The 21029-nt window shown below is 39.4% G+C and carries 19 protein-coding genes and 1 tRNA gene; 16 read left to right on the top strand and 4 right to left on the bottom strand.

All coding sequences use genetic code 11. The annotated features are described in order from the left end of the window. Positions 1-52 precede the first annotated feature (52 nt). The 10 genes from queA (at position 53) to WC080_00750 (ending at position 9137) form a co-directional block, all read left to right on the top strand. A complete protein-coding gene (gene queA / locus WC080_00795; protein ID MFA7243814.1) occupies positions 53-1108 on the top strand; it encodes a tRNA preQ1(34) S-adenosylmethionine ribosyltransferase-isomerase QueA in 1056 nt (351 codons plus the stop codon). 2 nt (positions 1109-1110) lie between these two features. Beyond that, positions 1111-2082 (top strand): PIG-L family deacetylase, encoded by a 972-nt coding sequence (locus WC080_00790; protein MFA7243813.1) that lies wholly within the window; start codon positions 1111-1113, stop codon positions 2080-2082. Positions 2083-2085: 3 nt separating this feature from the next. Further along, entirely contained in the window at positions 2086-3699 is a 1614-nt protein-coding gene (locus WC080_00785; GenBank protein ID MFA7243812.1) for a lamin tail domain-containing protein, read from the top strand. Continuing rightward, positions 3633-4049 (top strand): tRNA (adenosine(37)-N6)-threonylcarbamoyltransferase complex ATPase subunit type 1 TsaE, encoded by a 417-nt coding sequence (gene tsaE, locus WC080_00780; protein ID MFA7243811.1) that lies wholly within the window; start codon positions 3633-3635, stop codon positions 4047-4049. The genes WC080_00785 and tsaE overlap by 67 nt, the downstream gene beginning before the upstream one ends. A 3-nt stretch (positions 4050-4052) precedes the next feature. Next, a complete protein-coding gene (gene tsaB, locus WC080_00775; GenBank protein ID MFA7243810.1) occupies positions 4053-4460 on the top strand; it encodes a tRNA (adenosine(37)-N6)-threonylcarbamoyltransferase complex dimerization subunit type 1 TsaB in 408 nt (135 codons plus the stop codon). Positions 4461-4508: 48 nt separating this feature from the next. Next, a complete protein-coding gene (locus tag WC080_00770) occupies positions 4509-5867 on the top strand; it encodes an LCP family protein (protein ID MFA7243809.1) in 1359 nt (452 codons plus the stop codon). A gap of 136 nt (positions 5868-6003) precedes the next feature. Continuing rightward, complete coding sequence (locus WC080_00765; GenBank protein MFA7243808.1) at positions 6004-6567, top strand: hypothetical protein; 564 nt, start codon at positions 6004-6006, stop codon at positions 6565-6567. 48 nt (positions 6568-6615) lie between these two features. Next, on the top strand, positions 6616-7608 hold the full coding sequence (locus WC080_00760; GenBank protein MFA7243807.1) for a peptidylprolyl isomerase: 993 nt from the start codon (positions 6616-6618) through the stop codon (positions 7606-7608). A 134-nt stretch (positions 7609-7742) separates the two neighbouring features. After that, complete coding sequence (locus WC080_00755; GenBank protein ID MFA7243806.1) at positions 7743-8708, top strand: hypothetical protein; 966 nt, start codon at positions 7743-7745, stop codon at positions 8706-8708. A gap of 225 nt (positions 8709-8933) precedes the next feature. Then, a complete protein-coding gene (locus tag WC080_00750; protein MFA7243805.1) occupies positions 8934-9137 on the top strand; it encodes a hypothetical protein in 204 nt (67 codons plus the stop codon). A gap of 201 nt (positions 9138-9338) precedes the next feature. On the opposite strand, the gene WC080_00745 is transcribed toward WC080_00750, so the two are convergent. The 3 genes from WC080_00745 to WC080_00735 form a co-directional block, all read right to left on the bottom strand. Further along, complete coding sequence (locus tag WC080_00745; GenBank protein ID MFA7243804.1) at positions 9339-12248, bottom strand: MEDS domain-containing protein; 2910 nt, start codon at positions 12246-12248, stop codon at positions 9339-9341. A 209-nt stretch (positions 12249-12457) separates the two neighbouring features. Next, positions 12458-13507 (bottom strand): UbiA family prenyltransferase, encoded by a 1050-nt coding sequence (locus WC080_00740; protein ID MFA7243803.1) that lies wholly within the window; start codon positions 13505-13507, stop codon positions 12458-12460. 152 nt (positions 13508-13659) lie between these two features. After that, positions 13660-14415, bottom strand: coding sequence for an exodeoxyribonuclease III (locus WC080_00735; GenBank protein ID MFA7243802.1), 756 nt, complete (start codon positions 14413-14415; stop codon positions 13660-13662). Between the two features lie 38 nt (positions 14416-14453). On the opposite strand from WC080_00735, the gene WC080_00730 reads away from it, so the two are divergent. From WC080_00730 to WC080_00720, 3 genes are all read left to right on the top strand, one after another. Further along, positions 14454-14993, top strand: a complete 540-nt coding sequence (locus WC080_00730) for a hypothetical protein (protein ID MFA7243801.1) — start codon at positions 14454-14456, stop codon at positions 14991-14993. 55 nt (positions 14994-15048) lie between these two features. Beyond that, positions 15049-15125, top strand: a tRNA-Asp gene (locus WC080_00725). Positions 15126-15469: 344 nt separating this feature from the next. After that, positions 15470-16000, top strand: coding sequence for a GNAT family N-acetyltransferase (locus tag WC080_00720; protein ID MFA7243800.1), 531 nt, complete (start codon positions 15470-15472; stop codon positions 15998-16000). 153 nt (positions 16001-16153) lie between these two features. Here WC080_00720 and WC080_00715 read toward each other — a convergent pair whose 3' ends face one another. Beyond that, positions 16154-17050, bottom strand: a complete 897-nt coding sequence (locus WC080_00715; GenBank protein MFA7243799.1) for an NAD(P)-dependent oxidoreductase — start codon at positions 17048-17050, stop codon at positions 16154-16156. Positions 17051-17272: 222 nt separating this feature from the next. On the opposite strand from WC080_00715, the gene WC080_00710 reads away from it, so the two are divergent. The 3 genes from WC080_00710 to WC080_00700 all read left to right on the top strand — a co-directional run bounded on the left by WC080_00710 (position 17273) and on the right by WC080_00700 (position 20986). Then, entirely contained in the window at positions 17273-18724 is a 1452-nt protein-coding gene (locus WC080_00710; GenBank protein ID MFA7243798.1) for a DUF1254 domain-containing protein, read from the top strand. A 136-nt stretch (positions 18725-18860) separates the two neighbouring features. Continuing rightward, positions 18861-19577, top strand: coding sequence for a ZIP family metal transporter (locus WC080_00705; GenBank protein ID MFA7243797.1), 717 nt, complete (start codon positions 18861-18863; stop codon positions 19575-19577). A gap of 485 nt (positions 19578-20062) precedes the next feature. Further along, the gene (locus WC080_00700; GenBank protein ID MFA7243796.1) at positions 20063-20986 is read left to right on the top strand and encodes a matrixin family metalloprotease; all 924 of its coding nucleotides are present in this window, start codon (positions 20063-20065) and stop codon (positions 20984-20986) included. The last annotated feature ends 43 nt before the right edge of the window (positions 20987-21029 follow it).

Here is a 21029-nt window from a genome sequence, read left to right as displayed (position 1 = left end):
AACTGAAAACTTAAAACCAGTGAGTGTTAGTAATTACATTTAAGTTAAAAATATGAAATTATCAGACTTTGATTATGAGTTGCCTTCGGAGTTGATTGCACAATCTCCGGCAGAGCCGCGGGACCACTCGCGTCTTTTAGTTCTGGACAAGGAATCTGGCGAGATACAATCTGATATTTTCAAAAATATTACAAAATTTTTCAAACCTGGTGATTTGTTGGTCTTGAACAATACTAAAGTAATTCCGGCTAGGCTTCTCGGTAAAAATTATTTGACTCACGGAAGTGTGGAAATTTTTCTACATAAGCAAATTAATAATTTTGAATGGGAGATACTAGGTAAAAGGCTAAAATCTGGAAAACGCGTAGTTTTTGAAAGCTCCAAATTGGAAGCAATTGTACAAGAAAAAAAGAATGACATGTATATCGTGAGGTTTAATTTGGGCGGAGACCGGTTTATCTCTGAAATAGAAAAAATTGGCCTTATTCCAATTCCGCCATATATTCGAAAAGGTAAAAGCGAGGCCCCCGATAGAGACAACTACCAAACAATATTTGCCAAACGCAAAGGCAGTGTGGCAGCTCCAACCGCCGGGCTACATTTTACAAAAGAACTTCTCGAACAGATCAAAGGACAGGGTGTCGATGTTGAATTTGTTTTGCTTCATGTTGGGCTGGGGACTTTTGCACCGGTGAAAGTTGATGACATTAAAGACCACAAAATGCATAGCGAATATTTTGAGATTAGTAAAAAACTGATCTCAAAAATTCTACAGACAAAAAATAATGGTGGCAGGATTATTGCAGTGGGCACGACTACGGCTCGAGTGCTTGAAACAGCGTTCGGCCAAATTGAAATTAACAGCGAAAAGCACGAAGTAAAAGGCCAAAGCGAAGCAATTTCCGGTTGGACCGACATTTTTATTTATCCAGGCTATAAATTTAAAAGTATTGATGCATTGGTGACCAATTTTCATTTACCAAAGTCAACCCTACTTATGCTCGTGTCGGCTTTTGCTGGAGAAAAAAATATAAAGAAATCGTATGAATTTGCTATCAATTCAAAATATCGTTTTTATTCTTATGGTGATGCAATGTTAATAATTTAAATATGTTTAAGGTAAAAAACCAAAAAGATTTCAAAAGAATTTATAAGGCCAGGTGGTTCTGGGTTCTTGCGGCTCTTGTTTTGATTTTTATTGGCAATATAATTTTTCTGCGCAGTTATGCTTCAGCCCCTAGTGCATCTCTTAATTTTATGCCAAACATGCCGGACCCGAGAGAGAATGATACAATCCTCATCTTTGCTCCGCACAATGATGATGAGATTTTGGGTACCGGAGGATATATTGCTCAAGCAGTACAAAATGGGGCAAAAGTTATTGTCGTTTTTATAACCAATGGTGATGGCCATCATTTCACGACTGCTGAAGAATTTAGAAAATTATATCCCAGCGCATCTGATTATATTTCATCGGGTTATAAGCGTCAGGATGAAAGCAAAAACGCTCTGTCGGTCCTCGGTGTACACAACGATAATATAATTTTTTTGGGTTATCCTGACCGCGGTATCTACAGTTTGTTTGTGAAAAACTGGTCTAGGCCCTATGAGTCACCATATACCCACACCAGCTCGACCCCTTATAATAATTCTTATTTACCAAATGTATCGTATACCGGCAAAAACCTTGATAAAAATATTAAAGATATTATCGAAAATTATAAACCAACAATTGTTCTTGCGACCAGTATTTATGATCGGCATTCCGACCATCGGGCAACGGGGGAATTTGTTATGAAAGGGGTGGGAGAGACAGGATCGAATGCGGCATATTTTAGCTACCTTGTCCACTACAGAAATTTTCCCAGTGATTCGGGTCTACATAAGGATAAATCAATTACACCACCAGTAAGGCTTACCTCTGGTGCGAGAATTTGGTATAAATTTAACCTTACGCGCGGGCAAATCGATTCCAAGGAGTCTGCAATCAATAAATACAAGAGCCAAATCTCTGATCCTTTTCTAAAACGATTGATGCAATCGTTTATTCGCAATAATGAGATTTTTTATAAGGGGATATAACCGATGAGAAGAGGGGTGTTGTTTCAATTCGTCATGGGCACTTTCATGTTTATTGTCTGTGTTATTTTTATGTTACCAAGCAATGCAAAAGCCGAGGAGCATCTGATTATCAATGAAGTTTATCCAAATCAAATTTCAGATGGTGCGGATACTGAATGGGCAGAAATTTTTAATCCAATTAATCTTCCGATAAATTTATCTGACTACTTCCTTGTTAAAATTACCAATAGCGGAAGCAAATATGAAAAACAGCTTACGGAAACAATGTGTCCTGTTTCCGGTAATTATTATGTTTGTAATCTTGGCACAAATTGGCTAGCAAATAGCGGTTCGACCTTGGTTTTGAAAAATAAAGATTTGGAAATTGATCGCGTAACCTTCGGACCACTTTCGAATAATGCACCGGTTCCAGCGAAGGGAGAATCGATTGGAAGGATTCCAAACGGCTACGATTCTGATTTAGATTTTTCAGACTTTAGAATAATCCCCTTAACAAAAGGTGGTGAAAATTTATTGGTCGAACCGACTCCTTCCCCTGATTGTGTGGAAATTTCAGAAATTTTACCACACCCCGAGAATGGAGCCAAGAATGAATTTATTGAGATTTACAATTATTGTAGCGATCCTGTAGATATCGGCGGCTGGAGCCTTGAAGACACCCTTGGATCAGTAAAAAAATTTAAAATTCCCCCAGGAACAATCCTTCTGCCAACGCAATATTTAGCATTCTATAATTTTACTACGGGTATATCTTTAAACGATGATAGTGACAGAGTCTTACTTCTAGATCCCGATAATACGATCAAATCAAATGTAGATTATTTAAAAGCGAAAATTGGCCAAAGTTTTTCAAAAATTTCCGGAATATTTGACTGGACAAATAATGTTACGCCAGGACGAGAAAATATTGGATTTTCATTTTTAAACATCGCCCAGGAGATTATTCCGATATCCGAGGCCAGAAAAATGGAGAACGAAGATAAGGTTACAATTTCCGGTGTTGTTACTGCGTCGCCGGGTGTACTTTCTTCTAATTCGTTTTATATAGAAGATGATACTGCCGGTATCCAGGTTTATTCAAGCGATAAATCGTTTCCAAATTTACAAAGTGGCTTGAGGGTTTCAGTAGTTGGTGTTCTCTTGGAAACAAGCTCAGAAAGAAGAATTAAAATTTCTAACCCAGCCGATATCATTATAATCGATTACGCGCTCTCACCAGTGACTCCGCAATTTATAAATATTGCCGATGTGGGAGAAAAATTTGAAGGTAAAATAATTACAACGGAGGGGATTGTTGTGCAAACATCTGGCAGCACATTTATTATTTCTGATGGGGCAGAATTAAAGGTATTGATTAGAAAGTCGACCGGAATTAAGAAACCTAAGATGAAAAAAGGTGACAAAGTTCGAATTTCCGGAATTGTATCGCAATATAAAAATGAGTATAGAATATTGCCTTTTTTTAAGGATGGTGTTAAAATTTTGACTTCAGGAAGATTGCCAACTTCGGGATATGACCAGCCGATTAATTATCTGGAGCTTAGTCAAAAATGGAGATTGCAGCAAAATCAGCCGATGAAACAAGAAGAGCTGGTTATCAATTTGGAAAAAGCTTAAAGCCTGGCGATGTCGCCCTGCTTTTTGGCGATCTTGGTTCAGGCAAAACAACCTTTACTAAAGGTTTGGCGCAGGCCCTTGGAATCAAGGAGGAAATTACAAGCCCAACCTTTGTTTTTTGTAAAAAATATCCGATGGAATCAGGGAGTTTAGTTCATTTTGATTGCTATCGCATCGGTTCAAAAGAAGATGCGGAATCGATAGGTCTTTTGGAAGATTTAGCAAAAAACGATGAGATTATTGTAATTGAGTGGCCTGAAAATATTGAAGAAATTTTACCTAAAAATTCAAAAAAAGTTTCATTTGAATATATTTCAGAAAATGAACGCAAAATTATTATTAACGATTAAACCATGATCCTATTTACTGATACAACCTCTGACCAAACCATCATTGCATTGTTTTGCAAGAAAGATTTTGTCAAAATCGACGAAATTAAGTTTGAAAGCAAGGGGATGCAATCTGAGCTTTTAATATTTTCGATTGATAAATTGTTAAAAAAACACGCGATTAGCAAACAAGATATTGAAATTATTATGGCGGTTCCTGGCCCAGGTTCATATACTGGGCTTAGAATAGGGCTTGCCACTCTTAACTCCATGGCCTTTGCCCTAAACATACCAATTGTCGGGGTCGAATCACCGGGTGGAAAGAAAGAAATTATTTCAGCGTTTTCACAGATAAAGGGATCAATATTTGATTGTCCGGTATTGCCGAAGTATAAGTATCCTCCGAAAATTACCCAAAGCACTAGAACTTAATAAACAATTTCTGGTAAAATTAACTTATTACCTTAATCGGATTTTTTTATGTTCCTACGAAGAAAAGCTAAAAGAGACGACAAAAACTTTCATACAGTTGGGCCTAAATACTTTTATCAGAAAAAAGGCTGGAAAATTACTTTCTTGATTGTTCTTGCAATTCTTATCGTTTCAGGATCATATCTTTCGTATTTGATAGCATCGGGTAAAAAAATCTTTGATCCCAATAATCTTACCGGCTCTCCGTTTTTTGCCAAGGGGAGTAATTATGAGTTGAAGGGAGAGGGGGATGGAAGGATAAATATTCTTGTGATGGGAAAAGGCGGCTCTGGCCATCCTGGTGGGGAACTTACAGACTCAATGATGGTTGTGTCGATCAATCCAGATAATAAAACCGTTGCCATGCTTTCGGTACCGCGCGATTTATACGTTCCGGTTCCTGGAAAGAAGAATTACAATGTAAAAATTAATGAAATTTATACCGTTGGCGAAAAGCAAAAGCAAGGCAGTGGCGCCGCACTGGTTAAAGAAACGGTTGGCAATATACTTGATCTACCAATACATTATTACGTTTCGCTTGATTTTTATGGATTCAAAAAACTAGTTGATCAAATTGGTGGAATCGATGTAAATGTCGACAAAAATCTTTACGATCCTTTTTTTCCTGCTGACGATATGAAATCGTATTCTCCGTTCAATATCAAAGCTGGCCAGCACCATCTGGACGGCACGACCGCATTAAAATATGCAAGGTCAAGAGAGACTACATCTGATTTCGACCGCGCGCTCCGGCAACAAAAAGTAATTGCCGCAGTTAAAGATAAGATTTTCAATTTGGGCTTCCTTGCTAATCCGAAAAAGCTTGTTGATTTGGTAAATGTTGTTGGCGACCATGTTAGAACCGATTTTACCCCAAATGAATTATATGCAATGGCAAAATTGATAAAAGATGTAGATACATCGAAGATAATTTCCAAGGTTTTGACTAATGGATCCGATGGTGAGCTTGTCGATAGCACTGCCAATGGGGCATACATACTAAAACCAAAAACCGGAAACTGGGAACAAATTCAGATGATCGCTCATGAAATATTTACTGATCCCAACTTGACTAAAGAAAATGCAAAAATAGAAGTGCTAAATGGATCAAACAAAGCCGGTCTTGGGAGCCAACTCTCAGAAGTTCTTAAAAGCTATAGCTATAATGTCATAAATGTCGACACGGCCAAAAGTAAATATCCGAAGACGATAATATATGATTATACAAACGGGGCAAAGAAAATCACTTTACAATTTTTGAAAAACAGACTTAGCTGTGAAGTGGTCCAAAAAACATCGCCGGGAAATAATGTTGATATAGATGTTATCATTGGTGACAACTACCAAGGATTTAATAAAAATCCTTGAATCAGAAACTCTTAATTCTAAATAAATTCAAAAATTCCAATTTTAAAATATCAAAAACGGAAATTATTTGATATTTTGGATTTTGAACATTTATAATTGTTTAGGATTTAGAAAATAGGATTTTAGACCAAAATTTATGGCATTTTTAAAAAGCAAACTTCTCCGGAGAATTATTCTTACTCTGATATTGTTGTGGGCTACTATAGCTTTTTGGTTTTTAAATGATATTTTTTCTATAAATATTCTTGTCTCGGTTATCTCATTGCCAATCCTATATTTAGTGTGGGCAGAAAAAAGCACAAACTTAGTTTTAATATTCTTATCGTTTGTCTCTGCCTTTGCTCTATACGGATTTTTATTCTATTTTAATTTGCCGCTATGGATTATTATGCTTGCTTCGGTCTTGATTTATGGATTTTTATTTACATACTTGGAACAAAAATTGGGAATTCTCGGGCGAAAAAGACTGGTTTATCTTTTGCTATTTTCCCTGCTTATACTGGAGCTTTTTTTAATATTAAGTTATTTTTTAATCAACCCGCTCAATAGAAGCTTGATAATTGCCCTCGCGGCTTATCTTTTATCCGGTTTTTGTTTTACAATCATTCCGGATAAAAAAACGAATTCATTTTCAACCTACGTAACCTTGTTCTGGATGATGATCGCTGTCCTTCTTCTAACTTCGTCATGGGGCAGCTAATTTGAATTTGCGTGCAAATAGGTATAAAATTTCTTTATAAGGAGACATATGAAAGAAAAAATTTTACGGATTCATGAAAAAACGAAAGAGTTTGCATCGAAAATAAAGGATGGGGCGGCAAATATGAAGCCGATTCATACGTATAAGCATGCGCCCAAAATCCGAAGCGTTGTAAATTTCGTAATAGTCGCAGTTGTATTGGTTGTCGCCATAGCAGAATTGGTTTTAGGAATTATGCTTTATGGATTTAAGTCCGAAACAAAGTTCGTTCAAGATGCGGTTAAATTTATTCCAATGCCGGTTGTCTTTTCGTCTCATGGCGTAGTAACAGCGAGTTCGTATTTTGAGGAAAAAAATTATATTACTCATTTCTACACATCGACAGGAGAACAAAACATCGATAATTCTGCACTATCCCTGCAAATATTATCACAGCTATCAGAAAATAATATTATTGCGGATGAAGCAATTAAGTATAAATTATCGGTCTCAAACAAAGATGTAAATGATGCTTACCAAAGCATTGTAGACCAAAATGGGGGTAACGAATCGGTAGAAAAAGTATTAAATGATCTTTACGGCCTTGATGTAGCTCAGTTCAAAAAACTCATCAGATCGCAGCTTCTACGTGATAAATTTAACAATGATATGATCGAACGGGTAACTGTCCGCCATATTTTGATACGAGTTGACGAGAATGCAACACAGGAGCAAATAGATGCCGCAAAAGCAAAAGTCGACGATGTTGTAAAACAAATTGCCGGAGGCTTGGATTTTGCTGAAGCGGCGACGAAATATTCAGAAGATGTAGGCAGCAATACTAACGGTGGGCTTTTGGATCCATTTGCACGAGGAGATATGGTCACGGAGTTTGAAGATGTTGCTTTCACCCAGCCGATCGGAGTTGTTTCAGAACCGTTCAGAACATCCTTTGGCTGGCATATTCTCAAAGTGGAAAGCAAAACTGGTATTATCGACGAAAGTTTTGACAGCTGGCTTTCAGGATTAAAAAATAAAAGCATCATTGTAAATCTTTTCTAATCTTAGGGATATATGTCAAAAAAGATATTGCTTTCAGTTTTGTTGGTAATCATCATCGGGTTTGCCCTGTTCGCGTATTTTAATTTTGTAAATACAAAGAATGGTGAGCCGGTAAGGCAAAATCAGGAGATCAGATGATAAATTTCGAAAGTATTATAAAGCGCTCGTTTAACCTTATAAAAAAATACAAATATCTCTGGTTTCTTGGTCTGCTTTCGGGTGGATTTTCTTTCGGATCAAACCAGATTAATTATTTATTCGATAACAACGCTCAACCGGATTACCAGAGATTAAAGGAGCTGGTACCCAACAATGGAACTATCGCCAGCTTGGCAAGAGCGGAAGTTAAGGATGCCGGTAAAGCCTTGGTTGATTCTATGGGACCGCAAATTTTTGACAGTATTTATATTTGGGTCGGGATTATGATATTGGCCATTGTTTTAGTAGCAGCCTTAATATATATCTCGCTAGCTTCAAGGGGTGCCTTGATTCGAGCGATTCCAAAGCTTGATGATGGCAAAGATCTAAGATTGAAGGATTCGTGGCTGCTTGGGCACAAATTATTCTGGCGCCGCTTAAGCCTTTCGGTAATTTGGTTTTTTATTATAATTCTTCCCTTTTTGGTACTTCTGATTCCAATCATCATGCTTTTGATATACGAAATGAAGACACTGGCAATAGTTTTTGGAATATTATTTGGCCTTGTGTTCATTTTTTACACTATTTATTTAGCCTTGATATTTCCGGTTGTTGAGAGAGCTTTGTTTTTAGAAAATTTACCTGCTGACAAAGCAATTGCAGTTGGACGTAAGTATTTTAATAAAAATTGGCAGCACTTTGTTTTGTCGTATTTGATCGTTTTTGGGTTTTGCATCGGCCTTGGGATTGCCATCGCGATCGTAACCACTCTTCTTGGATTATTTGTTGTTGGAATTGGATATTTACTGTATATTGTCGCACATTTCTTGGGAATAGCTTTTTGGATAATATTTGGATGTGCTGCACTTGTTGTGTTCTTGATTATTTCCGGAATTACCAGCGGATTTTTTTCCTCAATTCTTACTTTGACATACAAAGATCTAAGAGCCAGAGGACGATAATTGACTTGTTTTAAATTTGTTGATAATATTTGAAGTAGCATGAATAATATCACAAGAAATTTTTGGTTTTATTTTACACATGACCACCAGGGCCGTGATTTTTAATGTAAAAGCTTAACTAAATATTTTTTGAAGAAATCCGGCCCATTGGCCGGTTTTTGTTTTTGTGCCAGATTTTCGAGCGATTGAAGGTCTGGCATCCAGAACAAACAGGGAGGAAGATTGATGGCTTGTGATGGAACTTTGATTGCTAAGGATGGAGTGATCGTGGACAAGAAAGGGCAGAGGGTGGTTGTCAAGCGAGAGAGCGCTGGCACCATTCTTGTTGCGCTGACGATGTCTGGGATAAAGAGAGCGCGGATGGTAGCCGTAAATGGAGGGCTTTGCTCTTTCGCTTATGAGGAGGCTGAGAGCAATGTCATCAGCTAGGCAAGCACAATCATTTCCAGACATTCGGGATGTTCCTGGGGGTTGGGAGAGCAGCAAGCGGTTCTCCGAGAGGCAAGTGCGGCTTAAAAGCCTTAATAAGCCAGCAAACCGAAACCGGCGCCGGAGCGGCAGCCGGAAAACCCACTCGGGCGCGCCGGAGAGCGCGCCCGAGAACACTATTTAGTAAATAATCTCAAAGATTTATATAGCCTCAATAATTTCACGGAGCTTGTTAGCATTAACCGGTTTGGTTATGTGCGCGTCACAACCTGCTTCTTTTGATTTCTTTTTATCCTCGCTTGTTCCGTATCCGCTTATGGCAATTATTTTTAAAGAAGGGTTGTTTCTGTGTTGTTTTCGAAGCAATCTGGCAGTTTCATGGCCATCGATTCCTGGAAGGCCGATATCAAGTAAAATAATATCTGGATTAAATGACTTTGAAATTTTGATTGCGCTTTCGCCCTCAAAAGCTGTTTTGGTAAGATATCCAAATTGAGATAGTAACTTACTAAACAACTCGGCTATCCGTGTATTATCATCTACCAAGAGGACTTTTTTTGTTGTTTTGCCTTCGTTTTTGTTTTCTTGCCTTATTCTTGAATGGTTGCGGTGTTTTAAATCGGCTGGAATCTGGACAATAAATTCACTGCCTTTATTCATACCGTTGCTTTTAGCTTTTATGTCGCCGCCATGAAGTTCTGCCAATTGTTTGGACAGCATCAAGCCTATTCCAAGACCGCCTTGAGATTTTTTTTGTGCGGTGCTCAATTGCACGAAAGGTTCAAATATTTCATCCAATTGGTTATTTGGTATTCCAATCCCAGTGTCTCGGATAGAAATAATCGCAAAATTGTTATCAAAAGAGGTCTTAATAACAATTTTTCCTTTCGGATCAGTATATTTGGCGGCATTATTTAGTAGGTTTACAATAATTTGCTCAATCCTAACCGGATCAGCATAGAGGACAATATTTTCACCGGCCAATTCCTCTTTTAGAATATGATTTTTTGCAACAATATTTGGCAAAACAGAATTCATTGCTTTTTTAATAATTGAATTTAAAGGAATCTTTTCTTTTCTGAGTTGAATTTTACCGCGAGATATCCGAGAAATGTCCAAAAGATCATTGAGTAATGTGGACATTGTATTTATCTGCTCGGCTGAAATTTCATTAGCCTCAAACACTAATTTTTTGTCAAATTTTTGTCCTTTCCGGCATTTTTCAAGAGACTCCCTCTGGATTTGAATTGATGCGGAAAGGAGAGCAAGTGGATTGCGGAGCTCGTGGCCGAGTATGGCAATAAATTCGTTTTTTCTGCGATCTTCCTTTTTAAGAGTTTTAGATAGAAGCGCATTTTCTAGCTCCGCACGTTTACGTGCAGTAATATCACTCCAAAAAATCGCAATACCTTCAGGTATGGGATAAATGTGGTTTTCATACCACCGGTCTGTTTCAATTCCCTTTTCTTCGTAGTACATAGGCACGTTGGTGTGCATTACTTTTCTAAAATTTTTTTCTATAGAAGTGCCTAGTAGTTTTGGAAACTCCGTCCAAATATTTTTTCCGATCAAATCTTCCGGCTCTTTAAATAAATTATTTGCCGCCTTTTTGTTTATAAATGTATATTTCCAATCTTTGTTTAATGCAATAAACCCACCATCGATGTTTTCCAAAATTGCAGTCATTTGTTGTTGAAGCTTTTTTAGCTCATTTTCGGCCAGCTTGCGTTTGGTTATGTCTATATATGTGGTAAGTACCCCGTAATCCTCGATTTTCTGTATTGGTTGGGAGGATACACTGATCCAGGTAATTTTGTTTTTTTCTTTTACGAGCCCCATCTCAAAATCATCAACAATGCGTTTTTCATGCAGGGTAGTAAGGCTTGGAAATTCATCGGGTTTGATTTTCTTTCCATCGGAATAAATGGATTTCCATTTGGGGTGGCCAATTTTTCTTCCCATTATGCTCTCGCGTGACTCTTCTAAAATCCTGGATGTTTCTTCATTTGTTTCGATAATATTTCCCTTGCGATCAGTAACACTAACTCCCACAGGAATTGAATTAAATAAAACAGAATATTTCATTAGATTAGTTGCCGTTTCAATTTCAGCAAGTTTTCTGTCTGTGATATCAGAAAAAATTACAGCGAACTGCCCCGGGTTTGTCGAATATGCAAAAACATTATAATAGCGTTTTAAGGTTGGTGAATAACTTTCAAAACGAGCCGGTTTGCCAGTGAGTGCCACTTCGCCATATTCGCGCAGCCATTTGGGATCTTCATTGGGCAATACATCACTAAGTAATTTCCCGTTTATATTTTTCGCTTTTAGGCCTGTTAACTTTTCAAATCCGGGATTTACATTTATAAAACGATAATCAATTGGTTTTCCACTTTTATCGCAAATAATTTCATGCAGTGCAAAGCCTTCCGACATTTGGTCAAACAACGAACGGTATTTTTTTTCACTTTCTAGCAGGGCTTGCCCTGTTTTTTTGTGTTCGGAATTTTCAATTAATTTCCACTTTCCATCACGTTTGGTCAGGGCAAATTCATGGTTTGCAACCACGTCGAAAATTGCATCTGAGTTGCATTTTTCAAGCGAGTAAGTGCAAAGAATGAGAAGATTATAATCATCAATAATATTATTAATTTCAGCATCGTACTCGGCAAAATCATTCCAGTCCTTCTTGTTATCGATCCAAAACGGATTTCCGGTAACTCTTATTCCTTCATAACCATCTCTTATCGCTTCATCGTGTTTTTTAACCCACTTGGCAAGGACGCGCTTAAGATCAAATTTTCCGTGTTTCAAATACCAATTAGTGTACGGGAAAATTTCAATCTGGCCGCTTTTTATATATTTTTGAATGCTTGGAACTACTTTAAGAAGCGCGGTGATCGCTTCGTCATCATTTAAAAAGCCGGAAGTGACCCAAATACATTTTTCATTATTTAAAAGTCCCTCTCTAAAGTAGGGGACTAAAACATCGATAAGATCTTCTTTGGTTTTATAAAACTGGCAAAAATGAGTACCCCATGGCATATCGCCGACAATTTCAATGCCGGTGTGGCGCATGGCCTTATCGCGAATAGTTTTTTCTTTTTTCATTTGAAAAATTTCTAGTTGCGACTAAATGTATGATAAATCTACTTAAAACAAATCAAAAAGTCAACGAGCCATGTAGCTATAATTTCATAACTTGATATATGGTATCAAGAAGTTGGCATTTAACATTTGTAATATTGCCCAAAAATGCATGAAAAACAAAACAGCTCGCCGGGGAGACGAGCTGTCCTGATGTTGCGGGGTAGCCGAGACTACATCGCAGGGGTTGTTGCACACTTCAGCCGGTGCATGTTGGCGCAAGTGACACTGGCTAGCAGGATTGATGCGGCGAGAAGTAGTGGGTGATAGCCGACTTTGGCCATGGCCATGAGCGGTAGGCTCGCCCAGAGGTACGCATCATGGGCGATCGAGCCAGTGTGGAAAGGGATCTGGCCCCTGAAGCTGCGGTGGATGATTGAGGCGCAGTTTACCACCACAATGGCCAGGAACAGCGGGTTGACAAAGGAGGGCATCAAGCCCACCATCGAGACAACTATTCCCAGGCGGCCTGCAGGCGCCCCATGGGCCAATCGCACTTTGTACAGATGGTATTTCGACCTGATCTGAACGTACGACCAGATCGAGATCGCAATGCCGAGCGCGAGCGCTATGTCTGCTGTGCTGATTGGCTTCCCGGTGGCAACGAGGCACGAGAGGTAAATTGCCGCACCCGCGATCGGCGCCGTTACGAGCCACCAGTTGAGCGTGATCCCGGTCCGAATCCAGGCGAACTTCATTTCGGTATCCTCCTTCCTGTCGTCGGAATCTTTGTGCGACTCCCGCCAGTAGATGAAGGCAAAGATGACTACTGCCAGCACCCACACGGCGAGGTTGAACCTTTCCACATCAAGGAAGGCCGTGGCCGCAACAATTGCCGCGACCGATATTCTCTTCAACACTGGCACATTGCCGTACAAGTAACTGTACAGGCAGGACAGGTAGAAAAGAATCGAGAGGAGGATGTGGTTGAACTGGCAGTTGCGCAGACAGAAAGCCAGCGGGGGCAGCAGAAACAGCACTCCGTACCAAGCCCTCACCGGTTGACGAATGGCTAGGGTTTTCTTGTCGGGATTGTGTTTGTCAATCTTGCGATCGATTACAATGTTAAAGCTGTTGGCGAAGCCAACAGCCAAAATCGCACCGAGGAGCGCATAGGCAATGTGATGGTCCATGCGCGTTCCGCTGACAATTGCACCAAGTAATACCGGGACAACGGCCAGAAAGGAAATCGGGCGAACCGTTCCCTTGATCCAATCGCGCATTGCGCTCACTCTCCTTGTAATGGTAGGTACTCCTTTTTCAGGCAAAGCCATTCTAACAAAAGAATCAAAAATCGACAAATGAGTTGCCGAAAAAATGCAATAAAGTTTTTTGCAAAAAATGTAGGAATATAGTCTTGTACGGGGACAGGTTGCTACATTTTAATCCCGATAGGGCAGTGGTCGGAGCCGAGAATCTTTTCAAATATTAGTCCGTCTCTAATCTTTGATTGAATATTATCCGATGCAAAAATATAATCAATCCGCCAGCCAAGGTTGCGATCTCGGCAATTTTTTAACCATGGCCACCATGTATAATGACCGCCGTCATCATGAAACTTGCGAAAAGTATCCGTAAATCCCGAATTCAGCACCTGATCGACTATCGCTCGTTCTTCCGGCGTAAACATTATATTGTTTTTATTACTTTTTGGCCGGGCCAAGTCAATTTCTTCGTGTGCAATATTAAAATCTCCGCACAAAATAATTTTTCGGCTGGAAAGTTCCTTTAATCTTTCGAATAATTTTTCATAAACATTAAGTTTGTATTTAAGATTTTCTTTTTGCCTGCCGCCATGAGGAATGTAAATATTGATCAAAATAAAATCTCCAAGATCGAGCTCGATATATCTGCCCTCATTGTCAAATCGCTCAAGGCCAAGAGAAAATTTTTTTGCTACGGCATTGAAACTATTCCGCAAGTATATAGCTACTCCCGAATAACCCTTTTTCTCGGCAAAATTAAAAAAGGCCTGGTAGCCGTCAATTTTTGCGATTCCGTTCATCGCGTTCTCATCGATCTTCAATTCCTGCAAACAAACCGCATCGGCATCGCACTTCTTAAACCAATCCCAAAAACCTTGCTTTCCAGCCGACCTTATCCCATTCACATTCCAGGAAACAATTTTCATAATCTGATTATAGCAAAGAAAGATTATAAATTTTTGATATGATGAAACTGAACATGAAAATTTCTAACAAAATCCAAATGGTGTCACTGCTGACGAGAGGCGATTTGGGAAATTCGACAAGAATTTGGAGAAAAAAAGAGGACTTGTACTCTAGTGGTTTTACTGGTCTTGTCGCTATTCGTTATCTACGACCGGGAAATCATTTTCAGGAGGGAATCTACACTTCGGAAATTCCGGCAAGAATTGGGCAACTAAAAATATTGGGGCTTTCAGAAAACTTGATGTATTTTCACGAATGGACGCCACCTGAAAGTTTAGTTCTTTTGTGCCATTTAGTGCGTAGTGAGCGATATTGCGATATCACATATACAGAAAACAAAAATATCCGGATCGATGCTCGTGATGAATCTGGAATCTCCGCTGTTTCAACCATAAAATCGATTTGCGGTAACGAGAATTATGAAAAATTAGTTGAGATAAATTCTAAATACCCCGATAGTGTAATTGAATTTTCATATCATAACAAAGCTGTGGCCAATAACAGCGACATGATAATCTGGGAAGTAAGGAATTATTAGTGTAGAATCTTGATCTGGAACTGCAATTCTGTTATAATTTGTTGGTAATTGGCACGGGGACGTAGTTCAGTTGGTTAGAACGCCACACTGTCACTGTGGAGGTCGCCGGTTCGAGTCCGGTCGTTCCCGCCATAAAGCAAAATAGCCACTGGGCTATTTTTGTTTTATGCGGAGGCAGAAGGCTGGACTCGAACACGAGTGGGGTCGGGAGAACAATTGGTCTCCCGTGCGAGGTGACAGCGAAGCGCCAGAGGGCGGAAGCCCTATGGAGAGGCCGAAGGCCGCGTGAGATTGTCCGGTCGATCCCGCCAATGAAAAAGATAGCTCAGTAGCATATAACAAGATATAATAATAAAGTGTAAATTCAGTGCGCCTGCCTGCCGGCAGGCAGGTTAAAAAGATGCCTCGGCATCTTACTTTTTTGTTGAAGGCAAAGTGGAGTTTTGACTCATTTATCTTTATGCTAAAATAAAACAATGGAAAGCAATATCTCGTTCAAAAAATTGAAGCAAAAATATTTACCTCTTCTGTTGAAATGGCGAAACCAAGATTTTGTGAAAGAGTGGTTCAGGCCTGGAACGCCAACAATGAAAGAAATAAATGAAATCTATCTGCCAAGAATAGCAGGCGAAAAGCCGACCTTCTGTCATATTATATATATTGAACAAACCCCCATCGGATTAATTCAGACTTATCAGATGGATGATTATCCAGACCACAAAAAAGCAATTGACTACAAAGATAATGCCGTTTCTGTAGATTTATTTATTGGTAATCAAGACTTCCTTCATAAAGGGTATGGTGAGTTTATAATAAAAAAATTTCTTAAAGAAATTGCTTTCAAACAATTTAAAGTAGAAAAATGTATTATCGCTCCCGACCCGAAGAATGTGGCTGCAATCAGGGCATACGAGAAAGTGGGCTTCAAACATTTCAAAACGGTAAGGAATACAGAAGATGGCAACTTTGAGTATTTAATGAAATTGAACAGACAAGAGTTAATCTAAGTCATACAATAAGTTCTAACCTGATCCGCTATGTCCCGCCAGTAAAAATGCGCATGGGTTTCGTTAGAAATCTAAGCGCATTTTTATTTGATGAATGTAGCCCGTGATCGAACCGAAGGAAGAGGTCGGGATACCCGTCGGCCAGATAGAGCACTATTCCTTGGTTAAAATATTTTGAGGTTTGCCCTTAATGTATGACTCAATATTTTTAATGGCAAGATCTTTTCCTGCTTTGCTGGCTTTTGTTGTTGAAAAAGCGATATGTGGTGTAACTAATATTTTATCATTGTCAAAAGCTTTTCTATAAAATTCGTTCTTGGTGTCACCAAATGACTCGGGATCACAATCAATTGCTGCACCAGCGACGATTCCTGCGTTTATCGACTTCATGAGGCCATCAATGTCATAAGTGTACGGTCGAGCAAAGGTGATAAAGTAAGATCCTTTTTTGAGATTTGAAAAAAATAATTCGTTCAATAAATTTTTACTACTGGAATTGCAGTTCAAAGCATTAATGACTAAATCGGCATCTCTTGCTTTTGAAGAAAGATCGTCACCTCGTTCAAAATATTTAGTTTTCATACCGAATGCTTCACACAGAGCACCTATTTGACTGCCTATTGAGCCATGACCGACGATTAAAACTGTTTTGCCTTCAAGGCTTTCATTCAGTTTAAAGGGAAAACTCTCTTTGGCTCTGACCATCGGAATAAATTTTCTAAATAAAGAAAGCGCCATGAACATAACCCACTCGACAACAGAATTTTTGTTTCCACCCCGTGCATTCGCTACATACACTCCATTCCTTTTCAGTTCCTCAGAATCAAACAAACCCAGTTCCACAAACGGATATGTGATAAATACATTCTTAAGTTTAAGTAAACTATCCAGCAAATAATCGCCGTCGCTATAGATAATATCCGCCCCGCTTGTTTTTTCTAAAAAATCATCAACACTAACCGGCGCATCAGACAATTCGAGATCACCAAGAGATGTTAATATTTTTTTATGCTCATCGCTTAAATCGATACCTAAAGTCACGATTTTCATAGTTACTTCCATCACATAATTGTTGTTCTTAAAGATTATCACTTCTATAACAGTTAAGCTATATCTGGGTTAGAAATTCTATCCTGAACATAAAAAATTCAAACCGGATCTGCTATGTCCAGCCAACAAAACGGCTATAAATTTATTGTATGGCTTTTTTGTTTGTTGCAGCTAGGTTACAATTTAATAAACGGAACTTAAATTTACATTACTAGGAGGGGCATGGAAAAAGACAAAAAGGGATCTAAGGTAAAATTTTTTCTCATCACTGGAATTATTATCTTGGTATTAGGTATTGGGTTTTTAGTATTTAGCCAAACTAAAGCTTATAAGCAACGCATAAAAACCGCAAACTACGACAAAGGATATAAAATCGGTCTGGAAGCTTATACCTATGGATTGCCACTAATGACGACCAACGCCACGTTCCAGAGCATGACAAGTGTCAATGTCTCTGAGGGAGCATTCGGACCGACAAATCAGTTTAATAATGTGCGAACACTCAACAATGCGGGCAGCTCGGCAGTTGTGGCAACGGGTGCAACGTCTTTGTCTTCAATCGCCTGGCTCGACCTTAAAGATGAGCCTCAAGTTCTGCATGTGCCTGAAGTGACGGATCACTATTTTGTTTTGGCCCTTCTTGATCCTTACACCGAGAATCTCATAAATTTAGGCAGCGCCAGCAATACAAAGCCGGGCGATTATGTGATTGCTGATCCCTCTCAAAAAGACGTGGCGATTCCAGAAGGAGCACAGCGAATTAATGCGGATTATTCACGCATCTGGGTTATCGGCTCGACACAACTTAAAGGAGCGAGTGATCTTGCCTCCGTCAACAAGATTCAGGATGGCTATGCTTTAACACCGCTTTCAAAATTTGGCACAAGCTATCAACCATCGGCACCATCTAAACCAGTAACAACAGTAACAAAATATTCAATACCCACCAACGCAAAGTTTTTCGATCAGCTTGGGGAGCAACTTCAACTCTTTATTCCGCCAGCAAGGGACCAAGAAGAATTAAATAAATTTGCAGAAGTTGGCATTGGTCCCGGCATGAAACCTTCAGAAAATTCTCGCCTAAATAGTGATGTGCTGCGGGGCTTAAATGATGCTGTTGCTGCCGGTCCAGATCAAATTAAAAAATACACCGAGGAACAAGCGGTTGTGGATTTTGATAAATATAATGGCTATATGCTCGGAGGTTTTGGACAATACGGGACCGATTACAAAAAGCGTGCGGTTGTTTCTCAAGTTGGCCTGGGTGCGTTCACTGCGGACCAGGCAATTTATGCTCTAAGTTGGAGCGATCACAATAAAAAAGCGCTCGACGGCTCAACCAATTATGTCCTGCATATGCAGACGCCGCCGCCAACAAGCGAAGGGTGGTCGTTGACAGTTTATAATCTCAAGGGAGGGATGATTCCAAATTCGCTGAACCGCTATGCCTTCACCAATTCATCGGAGCTTTCAACCAATTCCGATGGCTCAATCGACTTCTATTTACAGGCAGAACAACCTACGGATTCGGCAAAACAAAACAACTGGCTTCCGACCGCTAGTGGCCAAGGGTTTGAAGTGATGTGGCGTCTATTTGCACCCCAATCAGACAAAATTGATAGCATACTCGATGGAAAAATCTGGCAACTACCGGCAATTCAGCCTGCAAAATAACTTGCGGATATTTCTTCTGTAATTTTCGTGTAATGGTTCTAATATCGTCCACGATTGACCCCAATAAGGTAAAAATAGCCGCAAGGCTATTTTTACCTCTATTTACATTCAAATAAAAATTACCTAATGTAGAGTTATGATTATTGCATTCGCGATCGCGACATTCTTTGCCACATTGCTTGGCGGGCTATTTGCTCTTCGTTTCAAGGACAAACTTCATATCATTCTCGGGTTCTCTGCTGGTGCGGTGGTTGGTGTGGCGCTTTTCGATCTTTTGCCGGAATCAATCGAATTGGTTTCAGAAAAATATGACTCATCGCTGGCAACCACATTCATTGCCATTGGTTTCATACTTTTTATGATACTTGATCGCATTTTAGTCATTCATGCGCATGGTGATCATGAGCATAAAGATGAAAATCATAATGGCTTAGCTGGAGCAATTACTCTCATAATTCATAGTTTTCTCGATGGCCTTGGAATCGGTCTGGCATTCAAGGTTTCGCCGGTTGTCGGCATCGTCGTTGCTGTGGCTGTACTTGCCCACGATTTTTCCGATGGCATAAATACCGTCAACTTCATTCTGAAAAACCGCGGCAAATCAAAAACGGCATTCACATTACTCCTATTCGATGCTCTTGCACCGGTTTTTGGCGTTCTCTCGACATTTTTCTTTAGTGTATCTGAAAGTACTCTGGGTTTGATTCTTGCTGTTTTTGGTGGTTTTTTCCTTTACATCGGTGCATCTGATCTTGTGCCCGAATCCCATCATCGCCACCCACGTTTCCTGACTACTATCATGACAATTCTCGGTATGGCCGTGATCTATCTTGCTATCAAATTTGCAATATAAACAGTTCTAGAACTATTAATTTTGTTGACAAAAGTCAATTTTCGTATAGAGTAAACATAACGCTAGACATACGGAAAGGGGTGAGCACCAGGTGCTCGCATCTTTAGGTGCCCAGAATGGCTGGGTGGCGCAGAAAAATGCCCTCGTGGCTAAAAATCTGGTGCCATCCCGGCTACGCGGTGTCAGGCATTTCTCTCCGGGTGATGAAGTGTGGATCCCGAGCGTGCGAGAAGATATATTCGGTCTTGTGACAGCGGTGCTCAGCACCAGCTACGCCACTGACGGCCAACTCATCTTGCTCGTAAGGTATCCATCCGATGACCCGGAGAAGCCAACAATCGTTGAGATACCCGTCTGCTCCGAGGGGATCTGCCACGTAGCGTTGGCCGGAGGGAGACCCAGGGGTTAGCATCACGCGAGCCCCTCCCCGAATATTATTTATTCAATATCTTTTATGCTAATTCCAAAGGCGATATAATTTTGGTATGGAAGAAAATATCCAACTAACTTCGAATAAACGCAGTAGTTTTTGGCCAGCAGCAATTTTTTTGATTCTGATTTTAATGGCAGGATATTATTTATATTCTGTTTTTTTGAAAAATCCATGCAAACTTCCTGTAAAGTATGCCATTGGCAATGTTGATCCGCGTTTTAAAATTTCAAATTCAGACTTGTCAAAAATTGCCGATGATGCAACTAGTCGTTGGAATTCGGAAGCCGGCGAGCAGGTTCTCTTATACGATTCATCAGCTAAATTAAAAATTAACCTGGTCTATGATGAGCGCCAAGCAAATGTTGATAAATTAAATTCCGAGGTTGCAAATCTTGATTCTTCTGGTAATGCGATTGATTCAGCAAAATCAAAATTGGAATCCATGATTACGAGTTACGAATCTGATTTGAATGATTATAATTCAACCGTTCAATACTGGAATTTACACGGCGGAGCACCGCAGGAAGTATATACCCGATTACAATCAGAAAAAGCCAATCTCGATAAAAGGCGTTCGCAAATTAATGATTACATCAGCCTTCTAAATATCCAAATTAACGACCATAATTCCAATTTGGGCCAGTTGAACAATGAAATTAGTACAGACCAAAATAAGATTATTACATCGGGGCTATATTATCCAGCTGATCCTAAAATTGATATTTTCACATTTGGCAACAGTGAGGAATTACGCTTGGTTCTGATGCACGAACTAGGGCACGCTCTTTCACTTGGGCATGATGCGATTGATACTTCAATAATGTATTCAATCTTGGGAGCTCAAAATTTGTCTGACCCAATGCTATCAAGTGAAGATATCCAAATGTTTAATTCGACTTGCAAATCGCCAATCGGATTTTTCCAAAAACTGATTGATAATTTCAAAAATCGTTTTCAACCAACTCCAACATTATAAGGGTCTGATTTTGGAAATTTTGTTCTAGCAATACACTCGAATT

It is taken from the genome of Patescibacteria group bacterium (genome assembly GCA_041674405.1).
Taxonomy (GTDB): Bacteria; Patescibacteriota; UBA1384; order XYA2-FULL-43-10; family XYA2-FULL-43-10; genus JBAYVT01.
Note: the sequence above shows the minus strand (reverse complement) of the source record. Positions and strands in the feature narration are given on the sequence as shown.

Coding starts and splice junctions, on each gene's coding strand:
- queA (MFA7243814.1), top strand. CDS start 53: ATGAAATTATCAGACTTTGATTATGAGTTGCCTTCGGAGTTGATTGCA.
- WC080_00790 (MFA7243813.1), top strand. CDS start 1,111: ATGTTTAAGGTAAAAAACCAAAAAGATTTCAAAAGAATTTATAAGGCC.
- WC080_00785 (MFA7243812.1), top strand. CDS start 2,086: ATGAGAAGAGGGGTGTTGTTTCAATTCGTCATGGGCACTTTCATGTTT.
- tsaE (MFA7243811.1), top strand. CDS start 3,633: ATGGAGATTGCAGCAAAATCAGCCGATGAAACAAGAAGAGCTGGTTAT.
- tsaB (MFA7243810.1), top strand. CDS start 4,053: ATGATCCTATTTACTGATACAACCTCTGACCAAACCATCATTGCATTG.
- WC080_00770 (MFA7243809.1), top strand. CDS start 4,509: ATGTTCCTACGAAGAAAAGCTAAAAGAGACGACAAAAACTTTCATACA.
- WC080_00765 (MFA7243808.1), top strand. CDS start 6,004: ATGGCATTTTTAAAAAGCAAACTTCTCCGGAGAATTATTCTTACTCTG.
- WC080_00760 (MFA7243807.1), top strand. CDS start 6,616: ATGAAAGAAAAAATTTTACGGATTCATGAAAAAACGAAAGAGTTTGCA.
- WC080_00755 (MFA7243806.1), top strand. CDS start 7,743: ATGATAAATTTCGAAAGTATTATAAAGCGCTCGTTTAACCTTATAAAA.
- WC080_00750 (MFA7243805.1), top strand. CDS start 8,934: ATGGCTTGTGATGGAACTTTGATTGCTAAGGATGGAGTGATCGTGGAC.
- WC080_00745 (MFA7243804.1), bottom strand. CDS start 12,248: ATGAAAAAAGAAAAAACTATTCGCGATAAGGCCATGCGCCACACCGGC.
- WC080_00740 (MFA7243803.1), bottom strand. CDS start 13,507: ATGCGCGATTGGATCAAGGGAACGGTTCGCCCGATTTCCTTTCTGGCC.
- WC080_00735 (MFA7243802.1), bottom strand. CDS start 14,415: ATGAAAATTGTTTCCTGGAATGTGAATGGGATAAGGTCGGCTGGAAAG.
- WC080_00730 (MFA7243801.1), top strand. CDS start 14,454: ATGATGAAACTGAACATGAAAATTTCTAACAAAATCCAAATGGTGTCA.
- WC080_00720 (MFA7243800.1), top strand. CDS start 15,470: ATGGAAAGCAATATCTCGTTCAAAAAATTGAAGCAAAAATATTTACCT.
- WC080_00715 (MFA7243799.1), bottom strand. CDS start 17,050: ATGAAAATCGTGACTTTAGGTATCGATTTAAGCGATGAGCATAAAAAA.
- WC080_00710 (MFA7243798.1), top strand. CDS start 17,273: ATGGAAAAAGACAAAAAGGGATCTAAGGTAAAATTTTTTCTCATCACT.
- WC080_00705 (MFA7243797.1), top strand. CDS start 18,861: ATGATTATTGCATTCGCGATCGCGACATTCTTTGCCACATTGCTTGGC.
- WC080_00700 (MFA7243796.1), top strand. CDS start 20,063: ATGGAAGAAAATATCCAACTAACTTCGAATAAACGCAGTAGTTTTTGG.